Below are 17,702 nucleotides of genomic sequence, written 5' to 3'. Positions count from 1 at the left end.
ACCGTGCTATCTATTGTTATCCTGAACTACGATGCGCGTGTCAACGAGCCGCTACGGTAAAGTCGGCAGACAACCCCTCGGCACTGCTTGTTCCTACCCATAACCTGAAGTCACCCGGTTCCACGCCGTAAGTCATGTCATACCCCCAAAAGGCAAGCTCGGAAACAGGCAGGGAGAATGAAACGACCGTAGACTCTCCTGCCTTAAGTGCCACACGGCGAAAAGCCTTGAGTTCCTTTACCGGACGGGTCACCGAGCCTATCTTATCCTGGATATACAGTTGGACAACTTCCACACCGTCATACCGCCCCGTATTCTTCAAATCCACTGTTACAAGCAGTTCACCGCCTACGGTAAGCATGTCCGAAGCCAACTTCAGATTACTATACTCAAACGTCGTGTAAGACAAGCCATAACCGAACGGGAACAACGGCGTATCACCTGCATCAAGATAGAATGAACGGCATCCTACGGAAGTCTGCCCCGCCTCAACAGGAATTTCATCTATCAACATTTCGGTAGGATTGGCAGGACGTCCGGTATTATTATGCGCGTAATACATAGGTAGTTGTCCCGTCATACGCGGGAAAGTAACCGGAGTCTTTGCACTGGGATTGACCTTTCCGAACAGAATGTCGGCAATGGCAGGGCCGCCCATTGTACCCGGGTGGAATGAGTAAAGCACAGCATCCGAAGCCTCCACCTCTTTACCGATAGTGAGCTGGCGACCTGCCATGACTACCGTCACCAACGGCTTGCCGACAGCAGACAATGATTTTATAAGCTCGCTCTGCGCTCCTTGCAGGTCGAGGTTGGCAAGAGAATGCGCTTCACCCGAAAGAATAGACTCCTCTCCTACAAAAACAATTACCGCGTCCGCACGGCGTGCCGCGCTTACGGCTTTCACAATACCGCTCCGGTCCTTGTCGCGGCTATAAGCCAGCGCAGGTTCGAATATGACATTCACCTTGTCGCCGTACATCTCCTTAATGGCCTTCAGCGGGGTAACGGTATGTTCCTTTTCGCCGTCGAACACCCATGTTCCCAGTTGCTCGTACGGAGCGTCCGCCATAGGACCGACGACGGCTATCGTACGTACATTATCCGTCAGCGGAAGTGTCCCGTTACTGTTCTTCAAGAGAATTACCGATTGTTCTACAGCTTCTTTTGCGGCCTTCAGATGTTCCTCCGCGTATTTCACACGTTGCGGTGTAGCGATATAAGGATTATCGAACAAGCCCATACGGAATTTCAGGCGGAGAATATTACGCACCGCATTGTCTATCGCCTGCATGGACACTACATTTTCCTCCAAAGACCGCTTCAGGTTCTTGATAAAGGTCTCGCTCACCATATCCATATCCACCCCGGCATTGACCGACTTCTCGGCGGCATCCTTACCGTCTGCGCAGAAGCCGTGATTTATCATTTCGGCAGCCGAAGCCCAGTCTGTCACTACCATTCCGTCGAACTTCCATTCATCGCGCAGGATGTCTTTCAGTACGAACTTGTTTGCCGTACCCGGCACGCCGTCGTTATCATTGAACGAAGTCATGAAAGTGGCACATCCCGCATCTACTGCGGCCTTGAAAGGGGGAAGATACACATTACGCAACACTCTTTCGGGAACAAACGTAGAATTATAATCCTTACCGCCTTCGGAAGCGCCATAAGCCACAAAGTGCTTTGCACATGCTGCCATTGAAGTAGGGCTGTTCAGTGAGCTTCCCTGAAAGCCCTTTATCATTGCCGTACCCATTACCGAAGTCAGATAAGGGTCTTCTCCGCAACTTTCGGCGATGCGTCCCCAACGCGGGTCGCGTGAAATGTCTATCATAGGCGCAAACGTCCAGCGGATACCATCGGCAGAAGCTTCCACGGCAGCTACACGTGCACCGCGCTCTACTATCTGAGGATTGAATGTGGCGGCTTGCCCCAACGGAATGGGGAAGATAGTCTTATAGCCATGTATCACATCTCGGGATACCAACAGGGGAATGCCCAAACGGGACTCCTCTACCGCCACTCTCTGTATCTTGTTCACCAATGCCGAATCGGTATAGTTCAGTATAGAGCCTACCTCGCCCTTACGCACCTTGCCTGCCAGCTCGTCGAAATCCCACGGGCTTAGCTGGTTCATCTGTCCCAACTTTTCTTCAAGAGTCATCTTGCCGAGCAAGGCTTCCACTTTATTCTCTATTTCCAAGTCAGAATTTGTATCTTTTGTACCGCAGGCTGTCAGCGACAAGGCGGCAACGGCTACGGTAAATAATGTATTAGTCAGTTTCATATATAAAGATTAAAATTTAGTTTACAGCAAGAGTATCTGCCATTAAATTATACGCGGTTACATCAAAAAGCACAAATCGGATAAAAGACTTCACCGGGCACACCATGCCAGTCTTTCTCTGTTCCTGCTTCCATTAGGCACAAACCATGGCCGCCTGTACCATTATAAAAGGTAACGGAAGGAATAGCACCTGACAATTCATCCGCCCCGATTTTCTTCAATGACTTATTGATGCGTTCTTGCCCTGAAGTAGAAGCCTCCTCTGATACCGCATCTTCCCCCTTGATAAGATATTTAAGTTCATTGAACGAAGGAGCATACCAGGAAGTGGCATTCGGTATGTTTTCCTTATGGTTTGCCAAAGCAGTGAAAGATACCCCCTCTGATGGTGCCAATAAGCCCTGTGTCGCTTTATAGCCGTTGGATACGTCCATACTTGTATAATTGTCCGAATCTATCGCCTGCAAAGCAGCTTCTATCGCATTTACGTCTCCGCTTCCGAAGACTTGCCCCTTCTTCAATGAGACCACCAAACCATGCTTATTTTTATATCCGTCCAAAGTCTCACCGTCCAAATCATTCATTTCCTTAAAGGCATTGAAATCATCATCCAGTATATGGAACACAACACCTTTACATGTCAGTCCGGCAGGAATAGCAGCGGCGCTACCCGGAATGATAACCACATTATTGGTAGCGTCGGATACGCAATAAAAATCACCTGCTGCCACAGTTTCCTCATCACCACCCGCCGACGGTATCGTGCACGGGAAAGTATATTGCGTACCGGATACCATAGAAGTAGTGCTGCTTATCGTCTTTGCCGATACGTTGCCCGATATGGTATAGAAATATCTGAATTCGTTCTGCTCCAACTGTACACCATCCTTTATCAGACAAACATAAGTACCGTTTAGAGTAGCCGGAGTGTACATGGCATCACCTATGGATAATCCAACATCGGACATTTCCACATTGTATGTGAACTCCTCCCCGTCCACATCTACAACAGATTCAGCCGAAAGCTCTATCAGGGAAAAAGCGTGCTCGAAGTTGATATCCAGTTCCGGAGTAGGATTGGCAATCTCGCATACCAGCAAATCCATTTGCTTAAAATCGTCTAAAGAGCTTTGATCGGCCTTTATCTCCACTGTATTCTTCAAGGCTTCTAAAGAAGCTACATTCGTTGGGAGACTCTCGTTATACGGATAGTAAGCGATAATCTTGCTTATGGCAGAAGTATAATATGCGTCATCACCGCCAACCCAGCCTCCGGCTTCCGTATAGGAGAATGGAACGTTGCCTATCTGTTCATTATCATCTATCAGTATAAGCCCGAGTTTATCATCGTTCTCAAACTTTATGGCATAGCCCGTATAGGATGAACGCGTACTCTGATTTGCTCTAAAACCGGTTTGCTCTACTGTATGGATAGTGAGAATGTCATCAGAAGCACCCGTTGCACTTTCTTCGTCCAAGCCCGGCATATTATCTTGTGCGCAAGCCGAGAGCAACAATAACACAGATGCCAGTCTGATATATAAATATAGTTGTTTCATAATAGTTTATTTTTTAGTGATTAGTTAGAAAGTTAGGATAAGGCGAACTTTATGTTCATTACCTACGGGCTCCCAAAAAATAGTACTGCCTATGGCTCCGTTCGCATTGAAGTTTACAACGTAAGCATTGGTATTCCCGCCATCGAATGAACTATCCCAATAAGTACCGTTCAACGGAATGTAATTGAGGTATGAAGCATTCGCAAGAATAGCCAAGTCCTTCAACTGTGTGTGAGAAGGCAAATACCAACCGGATGTATTCTCCGGTGCATCCTTACTGGTAGAAGCCGATGCCGCCGGCACTTCTATCCTTTTTTCCTTAGCTTTCGCTATAAGATATTTCGTATTAGGATATCCCAAATACTTAGTGGTTTTTCCATCTCCTACTCCATTCTCCGGATAGTCATCCCCGGATAAACCTTCACTATCAGTTCCTGTTCGCCATTGGAAGGTATCATCTTCATCATTTACCTCATCCTTTAAAGCCACTACATAGCCGCGGATATTGTCTTCAAGTTTTGAACCTGCATAATTTGCAATATCATCCGTAGCATGCTTGCCTACCTTATATATTATACCTATTGCATTCTCTTTAGGCTCCGTACCGAAATTTCCGTCATCATAGAAGTAATAACCTATTTCCATATACTCCTCAGTATATGCCAACTTTATGTCTGAACGGATATTGCTGAAAGTAAACGTAACCATACCACTACTCTGAGCTACCGTACGTACCCGGTCACATAAACCTTCGAAATTGATACCACCGCTCGGTTTACTCTCCTTATAAGTTATGGAGAAACTATTATCAGTATTGATTATAAAGCCTTCATCATCCAAGCCATCATATCCATAACCATCCATTTCTTTTATTTCTTCAGGAATCACAACCTTAAAATTAGCATCCACAATATCACCACCATCGATATTCCCATTGCTCCAACCTATTTCACCGGACTCCATATCCACTTTCAATCCCTGTTTGCTGACCGATAAGTAATACCGCTGCCATACATTAGGCAGCAAGTCACCCGTCTTCTTCGCCACATCGTTCGCATCGTCCTTGCTCGGGGTATACGTATATACGTCTCCTCCGATTTCTATCCGTATCAGAGGCTTTCCCCACATATCACCCGACACCAGCATGGCTTCTCCGTTTCTGTAATATTCTCCTCTCGTATTGTGAGTAGCAATCAGCTGGTCTGCCTCGCCTACCGGTGTCACCTCACCATCCGTGTACATTACCGCTCCATAGCCTACAAACGAAATCTTCGCGCTGTTCACCTCTTCTTCCGTGTACCCTTCAAACTTCTGAAGCTCCCACCACATCCGGGTCATCCGGTGCTTAAACACAAGGCGCATATTTTTGGAATTGACTTTGGCGGTACTTACCAGCAAATCGCATTTAAAGAGTTTCTTCTCCGTAGTCTGGTCTGTCAGGTCTATCGGTTCATCGGTAAGCGGGCTCCATGCCAACACGTCGTAGCTTGTTCCGTCCCACACATAAGGCGTATCCTCGGTAGACATTTTTCCGTCGGCTGCCACTTTGTAGGTTTTCACGGTTTCGCCTACTTTTATGCCTACCAGTTCGTCACCGTCCCATTGATTATTTGTTATTCTGCTTACCGCCTTGCCTATCTGGGCGGAGAAAACAATATCACCTCTCTCCCGGCTGTTATCCAATCCGGTTTCATCCGCGCACGAAACGAGCACAAGGGACATAACCGCCATAAGTCCTATATAACAGTTGTGTATATTTATTAGATTCATAATTCTGATTCTTTAAAAGTAGATTGACAATTTAATTAAGGTCGGGTTCTAAAAGTCCTTTGTCGGAGTCTGCTCCGTTAAAGTCCCAGCTTCCTATCGTTCCGTTGGAAGAAACGTCGCCTCCCGCGGCACCGGGTTGTTCGGGACTTGTCGACTTGCGGTACACCCTTACATAATCCACATACATGCTTTGGGGAAATACGGTGTCTTCCGTAGGATTGCCGCCGAAAGTTCCTCCTACCGCCACATTCAGGATAATGAAGAACGGGTGGTCGAACACCCATTCGCCATCGGTTACATCAACAGCCTTTACTCTTTTATAAAGCACATTATCCACAAAGAAGTCTATTTTAGTTTCATCCCATTCTGCCGCAAACACATGGAAGTCGGTGTCAAACCGCTGTTTCTCGTATCCAAACGTCTGGGTTATGGCGTTTCCCGCCGAATGCCCCGGAAGATGCAAGGCGCTCGATACGATATTGGGCTGGTATCCCTTGTTCTCCATAATGTCTATCTCGCCGCATGCAGGCCATTCGTCCGTAGCGTAGTTGGCGCCCAGCAACCAGAATGCAGGCCAGATGCCCGGACCGTACGGCAACATCAGACGCGCTTCAAAGCGTCCGTATTTCTGTTCAAACAGTCCTTCCGTCTTAATTCTGGCGGAAGAATACGTTATCCCCTCATAGTTGTCCTCCAATGCGGTTATCTTCAGGCATCCCAGGTTGTTGTAAGTTACATAAGAGGCGTTCTCTACTCTGTCGGTGTAGTTTTGCAGTTCCTGGTTGCCGTTTCCCGTAGCGCCCGTTTCGTGCACCCATTTCGAAGGATCGGGTTTACCGTCTTCGGTCGGCGTATCAAATTCATCCGACCAGGAAAGTACCCATTCCGTACGCTCGATGATTTCCTCATCCTTTTCGCAGCTACCCAGCAACAATGATAAGGAAATGGTAAATAAGCCCAATAATACGATTCTATAATGTTTCATAAGTCATCATCTTTAATAAAAATAAATATTATCCAAAAGAATGTTCTTGGTATTACTGTCACATCCCAGAACCAGTTGCGTTATCTGCTTGCCCGCATCGTTCAGCGGAATATCGAGCGAAAGCCATTGCCCCGCTTTGAAATCGGGATGCGTGGCCTTTGTAGCCAAATAGACAATATTGTTATTGCTGTTACTTTCGTGTATCTCGACTTTGAATTCAGAGCCTGTACCTATCTCGTCCATGCTCAATACATCCAAATGAAGATGTGTCATCGCCGAGCAATCGGCAACCGAATTGAATACGATGCCCACAAAGTTCAGATTGCTGTAATATCCGATATGATTGTCGCCGGTATCCATATCCTCATACTCCGCTGTGGAGTACTGCCACCGGGGATTCCAGTTGGCGGTAATCTTGTTCCTATAAGAATCGCTGAACAAAGAGAGTACTTCCGATTCATTTCTTTCGGGTGTAGGAGCGAAATCATAACAGTGCAGTTTTATCTGTCCGCCCGCCTCTTTCAAAGAAATAACCGCCTCTCCGCTTTTATGAACCGTTATGGCGTTATCTGCCACAGAAGCCACATCCGGGTCGGAAGATTCGAAGGTGAAGAACTTCGAGGAAACCTGCATCGTCTGGTTTACTCCATTCGGCAGGTTTATGGTTTCCGTAAGTGTCCCTATATTCACTTTTCCGGGGAAGCCGGGTCGTTCCACATCCTCTATATGGGCATGAGCCAACGTACCGAGGTATTCAAACTTAACCTCATCAATCCATATCGTATAGCCCTCGCCATCCACCGCGCCGGCGGAATAATAGAACAAGCCTTTTTCCGAAAGCAGCTTCGCCGCGTTGGGAATAGGAATAATAACCTTGTTCCAGTTGGCATTCAGCTTTACGTCCTGTAATCCTACCAAATAGTCTTCCGTGTCATAATTTCCTATCCCGACTTCCATTTTAGCCGGCACGGAAGATTTGGCATAGAATGTCAACGCGTCATACTTCGAAAGATTTCTGCCGGTAGAAGAATAGAAGACACCTCCCGCATAGTTGCCCATCGGGTCGCTCGGAACAGGCACTTCCACCCTTATAGATGTAGTACCGCTGTATTTGGTATCCGTATCCGTATCGAAATTTGTTACTTTTCCCCATGCCTGATACTGCAAATCGGACGAGAATCCGTCGATAAATACCTCCGGCAGATTGGGGTAAGTCGCCAACACATCCGTATCTATCTCCCTTGTGCATCCGGACAGCGAAAGCACAGCCACCGCAACCAGAAGTTTGGCTGATATATTGTTTTTGTATTTCATAAGTATCGTATTTATTTATCCGTTGATTAGAAAAGACTGAATGCTATGTAAGTTCTCACTTCCCATTCGTTGCCGCGTCCCGCACCGATGATATCCGTACTCGACTCAAAGCCGCCTACTCCGTCCGCAACATATCCGGCGACATAGCGGGGAGAGTATTGGTCCAATGTTCTGTACGTACCTCTGATACCCACACGGGTAGACAACTTGCCAAGCCATTTAGGCTGCGCGAGGTTGGTGGACAAGTCCAGCATACCCTGGAAAGGGAAAGTCAGGTTAAAATCCTTGTGGTAGTCATAAGGCCCCCAGTCGTTGAACTTTGCCTCCATGTTCAGTCTTAATTTCTTATAAATCATTCTCACTTCGGCACCGGCCCTTCTGATAAGGCGCGCATCGTCTCCATTAGCCTGACCCGTTCCGTAGTATGCGCTTCCTATTATTCCGAAATCATTGGTGATGCGCGAAGTTATTTTAAGGTTCGTCTCCCAGAGATCGTGCGCCGGGGCAGCTCCCCCAAAGGCAAAAGTGGAACGTCCGTTAGCCTGTATACCTATCGCCGCATCCTGTGAAGTGGGATGATGACGGTAAATAAAGCCCAATGAAGCGGCAAACGGAGCGTCTTCGTTGTTCTCATTCTCCCAGTCGTACATCCATGTGGCAGGTGTAGGGTCGTAGGTCAACAGAAGCTCGCCCGCAGTCGTTTCCCTGTTATCTCTCACGGCAAAGGGGTCATCGAGGATATTTCTGGGTCGGCCGGGAGCATTCACGCCATTAGGCATCGGACCTACAAGCGGTTTCTGCCATAAGAAATTAGGCGCTATCTGGAAATTGCCTATATTATAGGTAAAACCCGCAAGAACATTGGACTGGTTTCCGCTGCCGCTATCTTTCAGCCGCCACCCGGTAAGCGTACGGGTATAGTCCGTTCCACCTTCGGCCACCAATCCCATTATCGCACCCTGCGCATAGGCGTTGAACCGGCCGCCGCTATAAGTAAGCTTCAGCTTGCCGCCAAACGTATCGGAGGTCTTCACTACGTCCGAATAGACAACGGCATCCGCCTTATCTTCCTTGGTAGCCTGAAATGTACGTCCCACCAACGTCGTTCCCGACCATAAACCGCCGGCCACGATGTTGAAACGTCCGAATGTCCGTCCTACCATAAGGGAAGCCCTGGTGTTCTTGGGCGAAGGAATGGCGTATGACGTAGTAGAGCCTCTGCGTTGCGATAAGTCGTAATGGAAAATACCGGCTACATCGAACTTGCCTATATTCCGTTGATACTTGACGAGCAGAGCCGGGTTCGCTCCCCACCACAATTCCGGACCGAAGGCCGCTTTAAAGCCTTTAAAGAATCCCTTACCTTCGATTTCCGTCCCGAAAGGGGCTTCACCGCCATAAATGTCCATATTGTCGCCATAATTGGCTTCCGGATAAAACCCGAAGAAGTCTCCTTCGTATCCCCAATGATAGTGCCCTTTGCGGAAGAATGTTTTCAGGTTAAAGAGTTTGCCGTTCCAGTCAAAGCCCGCGCTATAAAGTTTAAACCGTTCCAACGGACCTAAATCCACATACTCGCCGTTTCCGTCCACTATATATCTGGAACGTCCCCTGTTCTCATAGAATATCTCATCTATCGGGTTCTCGGCTACATTTCCCAGAAAGTTTACGGTAACCTCCGCCTGCACATTCTCCGTCGGATTCGAAGCGACGCCTACATAGAAAGATTCCGTATGGTCGAAACCTTTAAAAGCGGGAAATTCGGTAGGCACATCCGGTTTGGAGCTTGGAGTAGTCGTGTGCGTCCCTCCCGTATTGTAAGTCGAAAATTCTCCTCTAAGCTCGCTGAGCCGTATCAACCGGGTGGTTTCACCCTGCAAGGCAGCCTTGTCGCTACGGGCGGATAAGACAGAAGACATTACGTTTATATCGGAAAACTTATTCAGGATTGAGGAAGTATTGGTTCCCGAAACATAAGGATTAATCTTATGTATATCTCGCAGCACATAGTATGCGGCACGCGGATAAAGCTCGTATATCCCCCTGTTGTCAGGCGTTCCTTTGGCGCATATGCCAAACCACTCCTCATTCATATTGTTTTCTCCCTCCACGTGGTCGAACAAATATCCGCCGTTGCTCCACGAAGCCTCGGTGTCGTGTACATCCAGATTGGTCGTCTGCCCTGATTTCCACCATCCGTCGGCAAACTGGAAGGTAAAACCGCCGATGGAGTTATTGTTGTTGCCTACTCCGGCCGCATTCAGATATATCTCCGCCCAGTTCTTGAACAATATATCCGCCTGTTCCTTTTGGGCTTCTTTCATCGTTACGGCATTGAAGGCGTCCGAACCGAACTCGGTAAACAGTACCGGCTTTCCATATTCCGCCTTTACCCTGCTGAACAAATCACCGAAAGAGTCGCCGCGATAGCAGTTCACGCCAAAGATATCAACATCCTTGCACTCCCGGGCTATGATGTCGAGGAACAAAAGGTCGCCGTTACAAATGGCTATGGGATAGGATGCGTTCATCTTCTTCATTTCTACCGCCGCCTCATTAAACAATTTATAGAGATGAATTGCCTGAATGGTAGATTTGCGGTCTTCCACCGGAATATCTTCGGTTTCGGCTCCCTGCCAGAACAAACCGTAGTTGTTTTCATTACCGAGCAGATAGAGGAGCAATCCCGGTGTATTATCATATTCTTTCACCAGTTCCTTGGCCTCATCCAACAGGACTTTCCGCACTTCAGGCAAAGAATAGTCGGTATTGCTCATCCACGCGCCGTTCAGCGTCACTCCATAACGTCCGAAAGAACTGTATATCATGGTATAGATACCGTATTTCTCATAAATATATTGTATCCACCTGGCAGGCACACCCATATGCTGCCTGATGGCGTTTACTCCCATATTCTTCAATAAAGACATGTCGATATCCAACGCGGCTTTAATCACGTCGTCCGGTCTGGTCCATAAAGAATACGAATAGTTGGTCCCTATCGGGAAGTAATCCCAGTTCATGCCATTCACCATAAAAGGCTTGCCGCCTACAAGCAGTTTAGCTCCCGTATGGTCGTTCAATACAGAAACTTTCTCCTGCTGTGCCCGCAGAGGACCTGCCAGAAGAATTAATAAAGATAATAATAATGCATTTTTCATAATTAGTAAAAAGATAACAAATTAGCACTCTGTGAATTGTTTTTTTCTTGTCTCATAAATTAAATTTAAAAGGTAACACTATTTTTAATTTTCTGAAACAAAGATAACATGGCAGTACATACCATGTATGCGCAAGTAAGCAGTAGAAGTAAATAAGCGTTAATATCACTTCACTGATTACCAGCAACATAACAAACACAAAGAGTAAACTTTTTCCGATGATAAATGATAAAGACACCTGTCCTATTTCTGCATTTTCCCTAACAAATGCACTCTTTCGGCAAATTCGTCTTTAGGGATAGCCGCCTTATTCCGGGTCTTCAGCCGATTGTTATAAACCGTCTGCGGAGAGCAATGGAGAAACTCCGCAATCTTTACACTGTCGTTTATTCCGAGCCGGACGAGAGCATATATTCTCAACTCTGTATTCAGGAGTTCGCCTTCTTTCAGGACAATTCTTTCTTCATCACGCAAAAGAGAATTGAAGTCCTCCACAAAATCCGGATATACATGAAGAAAAATAGCGTCGAAGCTATGGTAAAACTCTTTCAGTTCCCCCTGTACAATGGTATTGCCCGAAACCAGTGATTTTATATCATCTATTTGACCTGCTTTAAGCTTCCTGCCGATGTTTTTCCTATACTCCTCGAGTTTGGTGATATAATTGGAGCATAGAGAAAACACATATCCTATGTATTCCTCTTTTACATAATTGGATTCCAGCAACCTGTTATTACTTTCCTTCAACCGCTCGTTTATCTCGCTGAGCTCCTTGTTTACATCCGCCAGCATCCTGTGGGCATCGGAAAGTTCTCCAACGTGCAAGTTAAGAAGCCGGTTCGCTTCATCCAGTTTTTTGCGGGAACGCGACAATTTCCCGAACTGAAGGCAGATGAACAATACGGATACGAACAGAACGACGGACAAGATGCTGACAATGCGGAGCGACTTACGCAGTTTGCCTTCCTGCATTTCATTCCTTTGGCTGTAAGCATGCTGAAGTTTGTCCATTACCGCCGAAATATTTATCACACGTACCCTGTTGGGATATAACAAGGCCGCCTTCAGGCAATGGCTTATATAGACATACCCCCTGTCTATGTCTCCTTGCAGGTAAAGCATATTGGAGAGTTCTTCCAAAGAAGCTATATCGCGGTTACAGTTTTTTATATCCGCTATCGCCGAGCAGGCCAGATACTTTTCGTAATTATATTCATCGCCCTCATTATAATACATAACGGCAAGCGCATAGGCGTTGATAGCGTCAGTCCGGGTGGCAAGCAACGACTTATCCACTATCTCCTTTAGCTTCGCTTTTATGCTGTCGCCTTCCGCGGAACGGGGATACTCCTTGTGCAGCGATGCGCAAAAGCTATAATACGAAGGATGTTCAGGCGTAATGTGATGTTTGGCCTCATGCTTTAATTCCGTTTCAAGAGTATGATAAGAGTTTACCAGTTCCAGACGGCTCCCGATAAATTGCACCAGGTGCGAGTACAAGTATATTTTCGTATCATAATATTGAAATATCGTCTCCTCACCCAGCGAAGCCATGTCCACATGTTGCAGCTCCTTTTCGGCTTCGTGCAGCAGACCTTGAGCCGTAAGAAGAAAAACTTTATTCAATATCCACTCCTGCTTCTTGTCTTTCCGCCCCAACAAACCCGCTATCTCTATATTATCATCCACATACGCCATAGCCGAATCTGCATTATAGACAAAATATTCATCATACAACATTTTGTTAATCCACAGTTTGTCTTCCAGTTTCAATGCCGAAGCCCGCTTGCCCTGCAGTTCTTCTATCCTTTCTTCTTTCTCCAAAACATACTTTCCGCTGTTTGCCAATACCGAATCCAGTCTGGCAAGCAGCAAACTCATTTCGTTACTTCTGGAATAAAGCGTTCCAGAGACGACAAGCAATAACAATAGTGCCGATATCCTTCTCATCATAAAAAAATGTATCACATTAATTTACATCTATCTTATATTATATTTTACTATAATGAACAAAAGTACAAAAAATAATATTAACAACAAGCAGACCATTTATACAACCCTCTATTCGCCGATGTAACATTTCTGTAACATATATGACATTTCCTTGCAACACGAAAAACGTTCCTTTGCAGCCGGAAATAAAATACATGTTATGGAAACTATCTACTTATGCATTGTCATCTTCCTGTTCGTCCTCGCGGTCTTCGACCTTGTGGTGGGTGTCAGTAATGATGCGGTTAACTTTCTACAATCTGCTGTCGGAGCAAAAGCAGCATCGTTCAAGACCATACTGTTCATAGCGGGTATCGGCGTATTTATCGGCGCTTCCCTATCCAACGGTATGATGGACATCGCCCGCCACGGTATCTACCAGCCGGAGCATTTCTATTTCGCGGAAATCATGTGTATCCTGTTGGCCGTGATGCTGACGGACGTGGTGCTGTTGGATGTATTCAACACCATGGGAATGCCGACATCCACTACCGTGTCCATGGTCTTTGAATTGTTGGGCGGTACGTTCGCCCTCGCGCTTATCAAAGTGTACGGCAGCGACACTCTCGGACTGGGAGACCTTATCAACACCGACAAGGCATTGTCCGTCATCATGGCTATATTCGTGTCGGTAGCCATCGCTTTCTTCTTCGGTATGCTGGTACAATGGCTGGCGCGTATAGTCTTTACCTTCAACTACACCGGGAAGATGAAGTACAGCATCGGTATCTTCGGCGGTATCGCGGCTACTTCCATCGTCTACTTCATGCTGATAAAAGGCTTGAAGGACAGCTCGTTCATGACACCGGAAAACAAGCACTGGATACAAGACAACACCGCCATGCTTATCGGCTGTTTCTTCGTATTCTTTACCATATTGATGCAGGTGCTGCATTGGTGCAAAGTAAATGTGTTCAAGATAATCGTGCTCTTGGGAACTTTCGCCCTTGCCCTCGCCTTTGCCGGCAACGACTTGGTGAACTTTATCGGTGTGCCTCTCGCCGGTTACTCCTCTTTCATCGACTATACCGCCAACGGCACTGCTGCCGGACCCGACGGCTTCCTGATGACCTCGCTGCTCGGCCCCGCCAAAACGCCGTGGTATTTCCTTATCGGCGCGGGCGTCATCATGGTATATGCGCTGTGCACATCCAAAAAAGCCCATAATGTAATCAAAACTTCCGTAGACCTTTCCCGTCAGGATGAAGGCGAAGAAAGCTTCGGCAGCACCCCCATAGCACGTACATTGGTGCGTTTCAGCATGACGGTGGCCAACGGGCTTTCCAAGGTAATGCCCGAAAGCGGCAAACGCTGGGTTGCCACCCGTTTCCAAAAGGACGAAGCCATTATCGCGGACGGTGCGGCATTCGACTTGGTACGCGCTTCCGTCAATCTGGTACTCGCCGGCCTGCTGATTGCCTTGGGTACTTCGCTGAAACTTCCGCTCTCCACCACTTACGTCACTTTCATGGTAGCTATGGGTACCTCGCTCGCCGACCGTGCCTGGGGACGCGACTCCGCCGTATTCCGTATCACCGGTGTGCTGAGCGTTATCGGCGGTTGGTTCATTACTGCCGGAGCGGCGTTCACCATCTGTTTCTTCGTTACTTTCGTCATCCATTTCGGCGGAACAATCGCTATCGTCGCCCTTATCGGCCTGGCCGTATTCATGCTGATACGCAGCCAGGTAATGTACAAGAAGCGTAAAGAGAAAGAAAAAGGCAACGCCACCATCAAGCAACTGATGCAGAGCACGGACAATATGGAGATTCTGGAACTATTGCGCAAGCATACCCGTGAGGAACTTGGCAGAATACTGGAATTCACCGAAGATAATTTTGAACGTACGGTTACCGCCTTCCTGCACGAAAACCTGCGCGGATTGCGTCGTGCAATGGGTTCCGTGAAGTTCGAGAAGCAATTGGTAAAACAGATGAAGCGTACCGGAACGCTCGCCATGTGCCGCCTGGACAACAATACCGTTCTCGAAAAGGGACTTTATTACTATCAGGGCAATGACTTCGCCAGTGAGTTGGTATACAGTGTAGGACGTCTTTGCGAACCGTGTCTGGAACACATTGACAACAACTTCAAACCGCTCGATACAATCCAGAAAGGCGAATTCGCAGACGTAACGGAAGATATCGTGTACCTGCTTCAAGTCTGCCGTCACAAGCTGGAGAATAACGATTACAGCAACTTCGAGGAAGATATACACAAAGCCAACGAGCTGAACGGCCAGCTTGCTCACCTGAAACGTGAAGAATTGCAGCGTATTCAAAGCCAATCCGGCAGCATCAAGGTCAGCATGGTATATCTGACGATGATACAGGAAGCGCAGAATATAGTGACCTACTCCATCAACCTGATGAAGGTGAGCAGAAAGTTCCAGGCGGAAGAGTAGCCAAAGCAGCCAAGAGAGTATATCAAAATGAAAATCGCTCCGTCCAGAATGACGGAATGATAACCGAAACCCGTTCAGTTCGTCCCGTGAGATGTTTTATTTCGTCTTACGGGACGATTTATTCTATCCCGCAGGACGAATGTCTTCATCCCGTGAAAGGAATATTTCCGTCCTGCGGAACGAATATCTTTATGCTGCGGAGCAGACTCATTTTTTTCGTAAAAAGGGACAAACAGAACAAGTATTATATATTATTTTTACCCAATAAAACCCGCTTTAGGGTTCAGAAGGTTCAAAGGTTCACTATGACCCTATTTGAGGGCCCCTTTTGAAGACATTTATTTGATTTACAACATATTGACTATTTCAACAATCCCTAATTCAATCAATTTCCGTTCTCATGCGGATTTACCGCATTGTAAGGATATATCCATTACCGCCGATTGTAGGATATACACAAAAAGGATAATCAGCAGGATATAGTAAAAAAACAAGTCATTCCATACTTGCATGGAAGTGATTTTCGGGGGGTAAAGGGGTTCAAAGTGAACCTGACCCCGAAATGAACCCTAAAACTTCGGACATATCGATAAAAACGCAAGGTAAAGCACTAATTACCAAACAGATGGGCTACATCCGCCGTTTTATCTTTTCACCACTCATTTTCCCGGATTTCCCGTGATTTTCTCCTTCTCCGGTAAACGTCCTGTTAAGAAAAAACATGTCAAAGCCTATTTCAGCCCCATCTTTTCCGCCCGTTGCAGCATAAACGCGCGGGCGGCTTCGTACTCATTGGGAATGATGCCGTCCAATATGGCGTCCTTGATGGCGCTTTTCAATGCCCCGACCTGCCGGCAGGGCGGCAGATTGAATGTTTTCATAATCTCCTCACCGCTGACAGGGGGCTGGAAATTGCGGATACGGTCGCGTTCTTCCAAGTCTTTCAGTTTCTGGCGCACCAGTTGGAAGTTGTTCAGAAAGCGTTGTTTGCGCTCCATGTTCTTGGAAGTGATATCAGCCTCGCACAGCGTCATAAGGTCGTCTATATCGTCTCCCGCCTCAAACAGCAAACGGCGGACGGCGGAGTCGGTCACCACATCGTCCGCTATCACGATGGGACGCATGTGCAGCCCCACCAGTTTCTGCACGTATTTCATCTTCTCGTTCATGGGAAGCTTCATTCTCCGAAAGATGTCGGGTATCATCTTCTCGCCGATGAAATTATGGTTATGGAATGTCCATCCGGCACGGGGTTCCCAACGTTTGGTCGCCGGTTTGGCTATATCGTGCAACAGAGCCGCCCAGCGCAGCCAGAGGTTACCGGTCTTTTTGCTGATGTTATCGAGCACTTCGAGCGTATGGTAGAAATTATCCTTATGCGCTCTGCCATTGCGGGTTTCAACGCCTTGCAGGGCAACCAGCTCCGGGAAGATAAGTTGCAACAGGCCGGAACGGTCTAAGTCGATAAATCCTTTGGACGGAACGGGAGACAGCAATATCTTGTTCAGTTCATCCGCAATGCGCTCTCTGGATATGATGGAGATGCGTTCTTTGTTACGGCACAAAGATTCAAAGGTATCATCATCGATGTAGAAATTCAGTTGGGTGGCAAAACGGATGCAACGCATCATGCGCAAGGGATCGTCACTGAAAGTAATGTCCGGGTCGAGCGGCGTGCGGATGGTTTTCTCCCTCATGTCCGCCATTCCGCCAAAAGGATCTGCCAATTCTCCATAGCGTTCCCGGTTCAGGCACACCGCCAAGGCATTGATGGTAAAATCCCGACGGTTCTGGTCGTCTTCCAACGAGCCGTCCTCTACAATCGGCTTACGCGAGTCGTGCGTGTAGGACTCTTTACGCGCCCCCACGAACTCCACTTCCGTGCCGTGATACTTTAACTGCGCCGTACCGAAATTCTTGAAAACAGAAAGGTGGGCGCCGCGTCCCAAACGCTTGGCAAGCGCCTCGGCCATCGCAATGCCGCTGCCCACCACCACCACATCGATATCTTTGGAAGGACGTTGCAGGAATATGTCGCGCACGTAGCCGCCGACTACGTAACACTCCAGCCCCAACTCATCCGCCGTTTCGGAAATCCGCTTAAATATGTTGTCACTGAAACGTTGCTTCAGTTCTTCTGTCGTCAATTCAATCATTTGCCAATAAATCATTTTGAGGGTGCAAAGATACGGATATTATTTTTTATTTTTGTCCCCACTAACATCAA

At 47.3% G+C, this 17,702-nt stretch carries 9 protein-coding genes; 1 reads left to right on the top strand and 8 read right to left on the bottom strand.

The genetic code is table 11. The features are described from left to right. Positions 1–40: 40 nt before the first annotated feature. From I2F54_RS11905 to I2F54_RS11875, 7 genes are all read right to left on the bottom strand, one after another. The gene (locus tag I2F54_RS11905) at positions 41–2,290 is read right to left on the bottom strand and encodes a glycoside hydrolase family 3 N-terminal domain-containing protein (RefSeq protein WP_195501320.1); all 2,250 of its coding nucleotides are present in this window, start codon (positions 2,288–2,290) and stop codon (positions 41–43) included. A gap of 62 nt (positions 2,291–2,352) precedes the next feature. Next, entirely contained in the window at positions 2,353–3,849 is a 1,497-nt protein-coding gene (locus I2F54_RS11900; protein ID WP_195501319.1) for a fimbrillin family protein, read from the bottom strand. Between the two features lie 24 nt (positions 3,850–3,873). After that, positions 3,874–5,619: a fimbrillin family protein gene (locus I2F54_RS11895; RefSeq protein WP_195501318.1), complete on the bottom strand. Its 1,746-nt coding sequence runs from the start codon at positions 5,617–5,619 to the stop codon at positions 3,874–3,876. A 31-nt stretch (positions 5,620–5,650) separates the two neighbouring features. Continuing rightward, a complete protein-coding gene (locus I2F54_RS11890) occupies positions 5,651–6,604 on the bottom strand; it encodes a glycoside hydrolase family 16 protein (protein WP_009123229.1) in 954 nt (317 codons plus the stop codon). A 12-nt stretch (positions 6,605–6,616) separates the two neighbouring features. Next, on the bottom strand, positions 6,617–7,918 hold the full coding sequence (locus I2F54_RS11885; RefSeq protein WP_195501317.1) for a carbohydrate binding domain-containing protein: 1,302 nt from the start codon (positions 7,916–7,918) through the stop codon (positions 6,617–6,619). A gap of 26 nt (positions 7,919–7,944) precedes the next feature. Beyond that, the gene (locus tag I2F54_RS11880) at positions 7,945–11,079 is read right to left on the bottom strand and encodes a glycoside hydrolase family 2 TIM barrel-domain containing protein (RefSeq protein ID WP_195501316.1); all 3,135 of its coding nucleotides are present in this window, start codon (positions 11,077–11,079) and stop codon (positions 7,945–7,947) included. 243 nt (positions 11,080–11,322) lie between these two features. Continuing rightward, positions 11,323–13,032, bottom strand: a complete 1,710-nt coding sequence (locus I2F54_RS11875) for a DUF6377 domain-containing protein (RefSeq protein ID WP_039951125.1) — start codon at positions 13,030–13,032, stop codon at positions 11,323–11,325. 199 nt (positions 13,033–13,231) lie between these two features. Between I2F54_RS11875 and I2F54_RS11870 the strand changes: the two genes are divergently transcribed. Beyond that, positions 13,232–15,475: an inorganic phosphate transporter gene (locus I2F54_RS11870; protein ID WP_195501315.1), complete on the top strand. Its 2,244-nt coding sequence runs from the start codon at positions 13,232–13,234 to the stop codon at positions 15,473–15,475. A 731-nt stretch (positions 15,476–16,206) separates the two neighbouring features. On the opposite strand, the gene I2F54_RS11865 is transcribed toward I2F54_RS11870, so the two are convergent. Continuing rightward, positions 16,207–17,631, bottom strand: coding sequence for a CCA tRNA nucleotidyltransferase (locus I2F54_RS11865; RefSeq protein WP_039951124.1), 1,425 nt, complete (start codon positions 17,629–17,631; stop codon positions 16,207–16,209). Positions 17,632–17,702: the final 71 nt, after the last annotated feature.

The organism is Bacteroides clarus (genome assembly GCF_015555825.1).
In the GTDB taxonomy this organism is placed as follows: domain Bacteria; phylum Bacteroidota; class Bacteroidia; order Bacteroidales; family Bacteroidaceae; genus Bacteroides; species Bacteroides clarus.
Note: the sequence above shows the minus strand (reverse complement) of the source record. Positions and strands in the feature narration are given on the sequence as shown.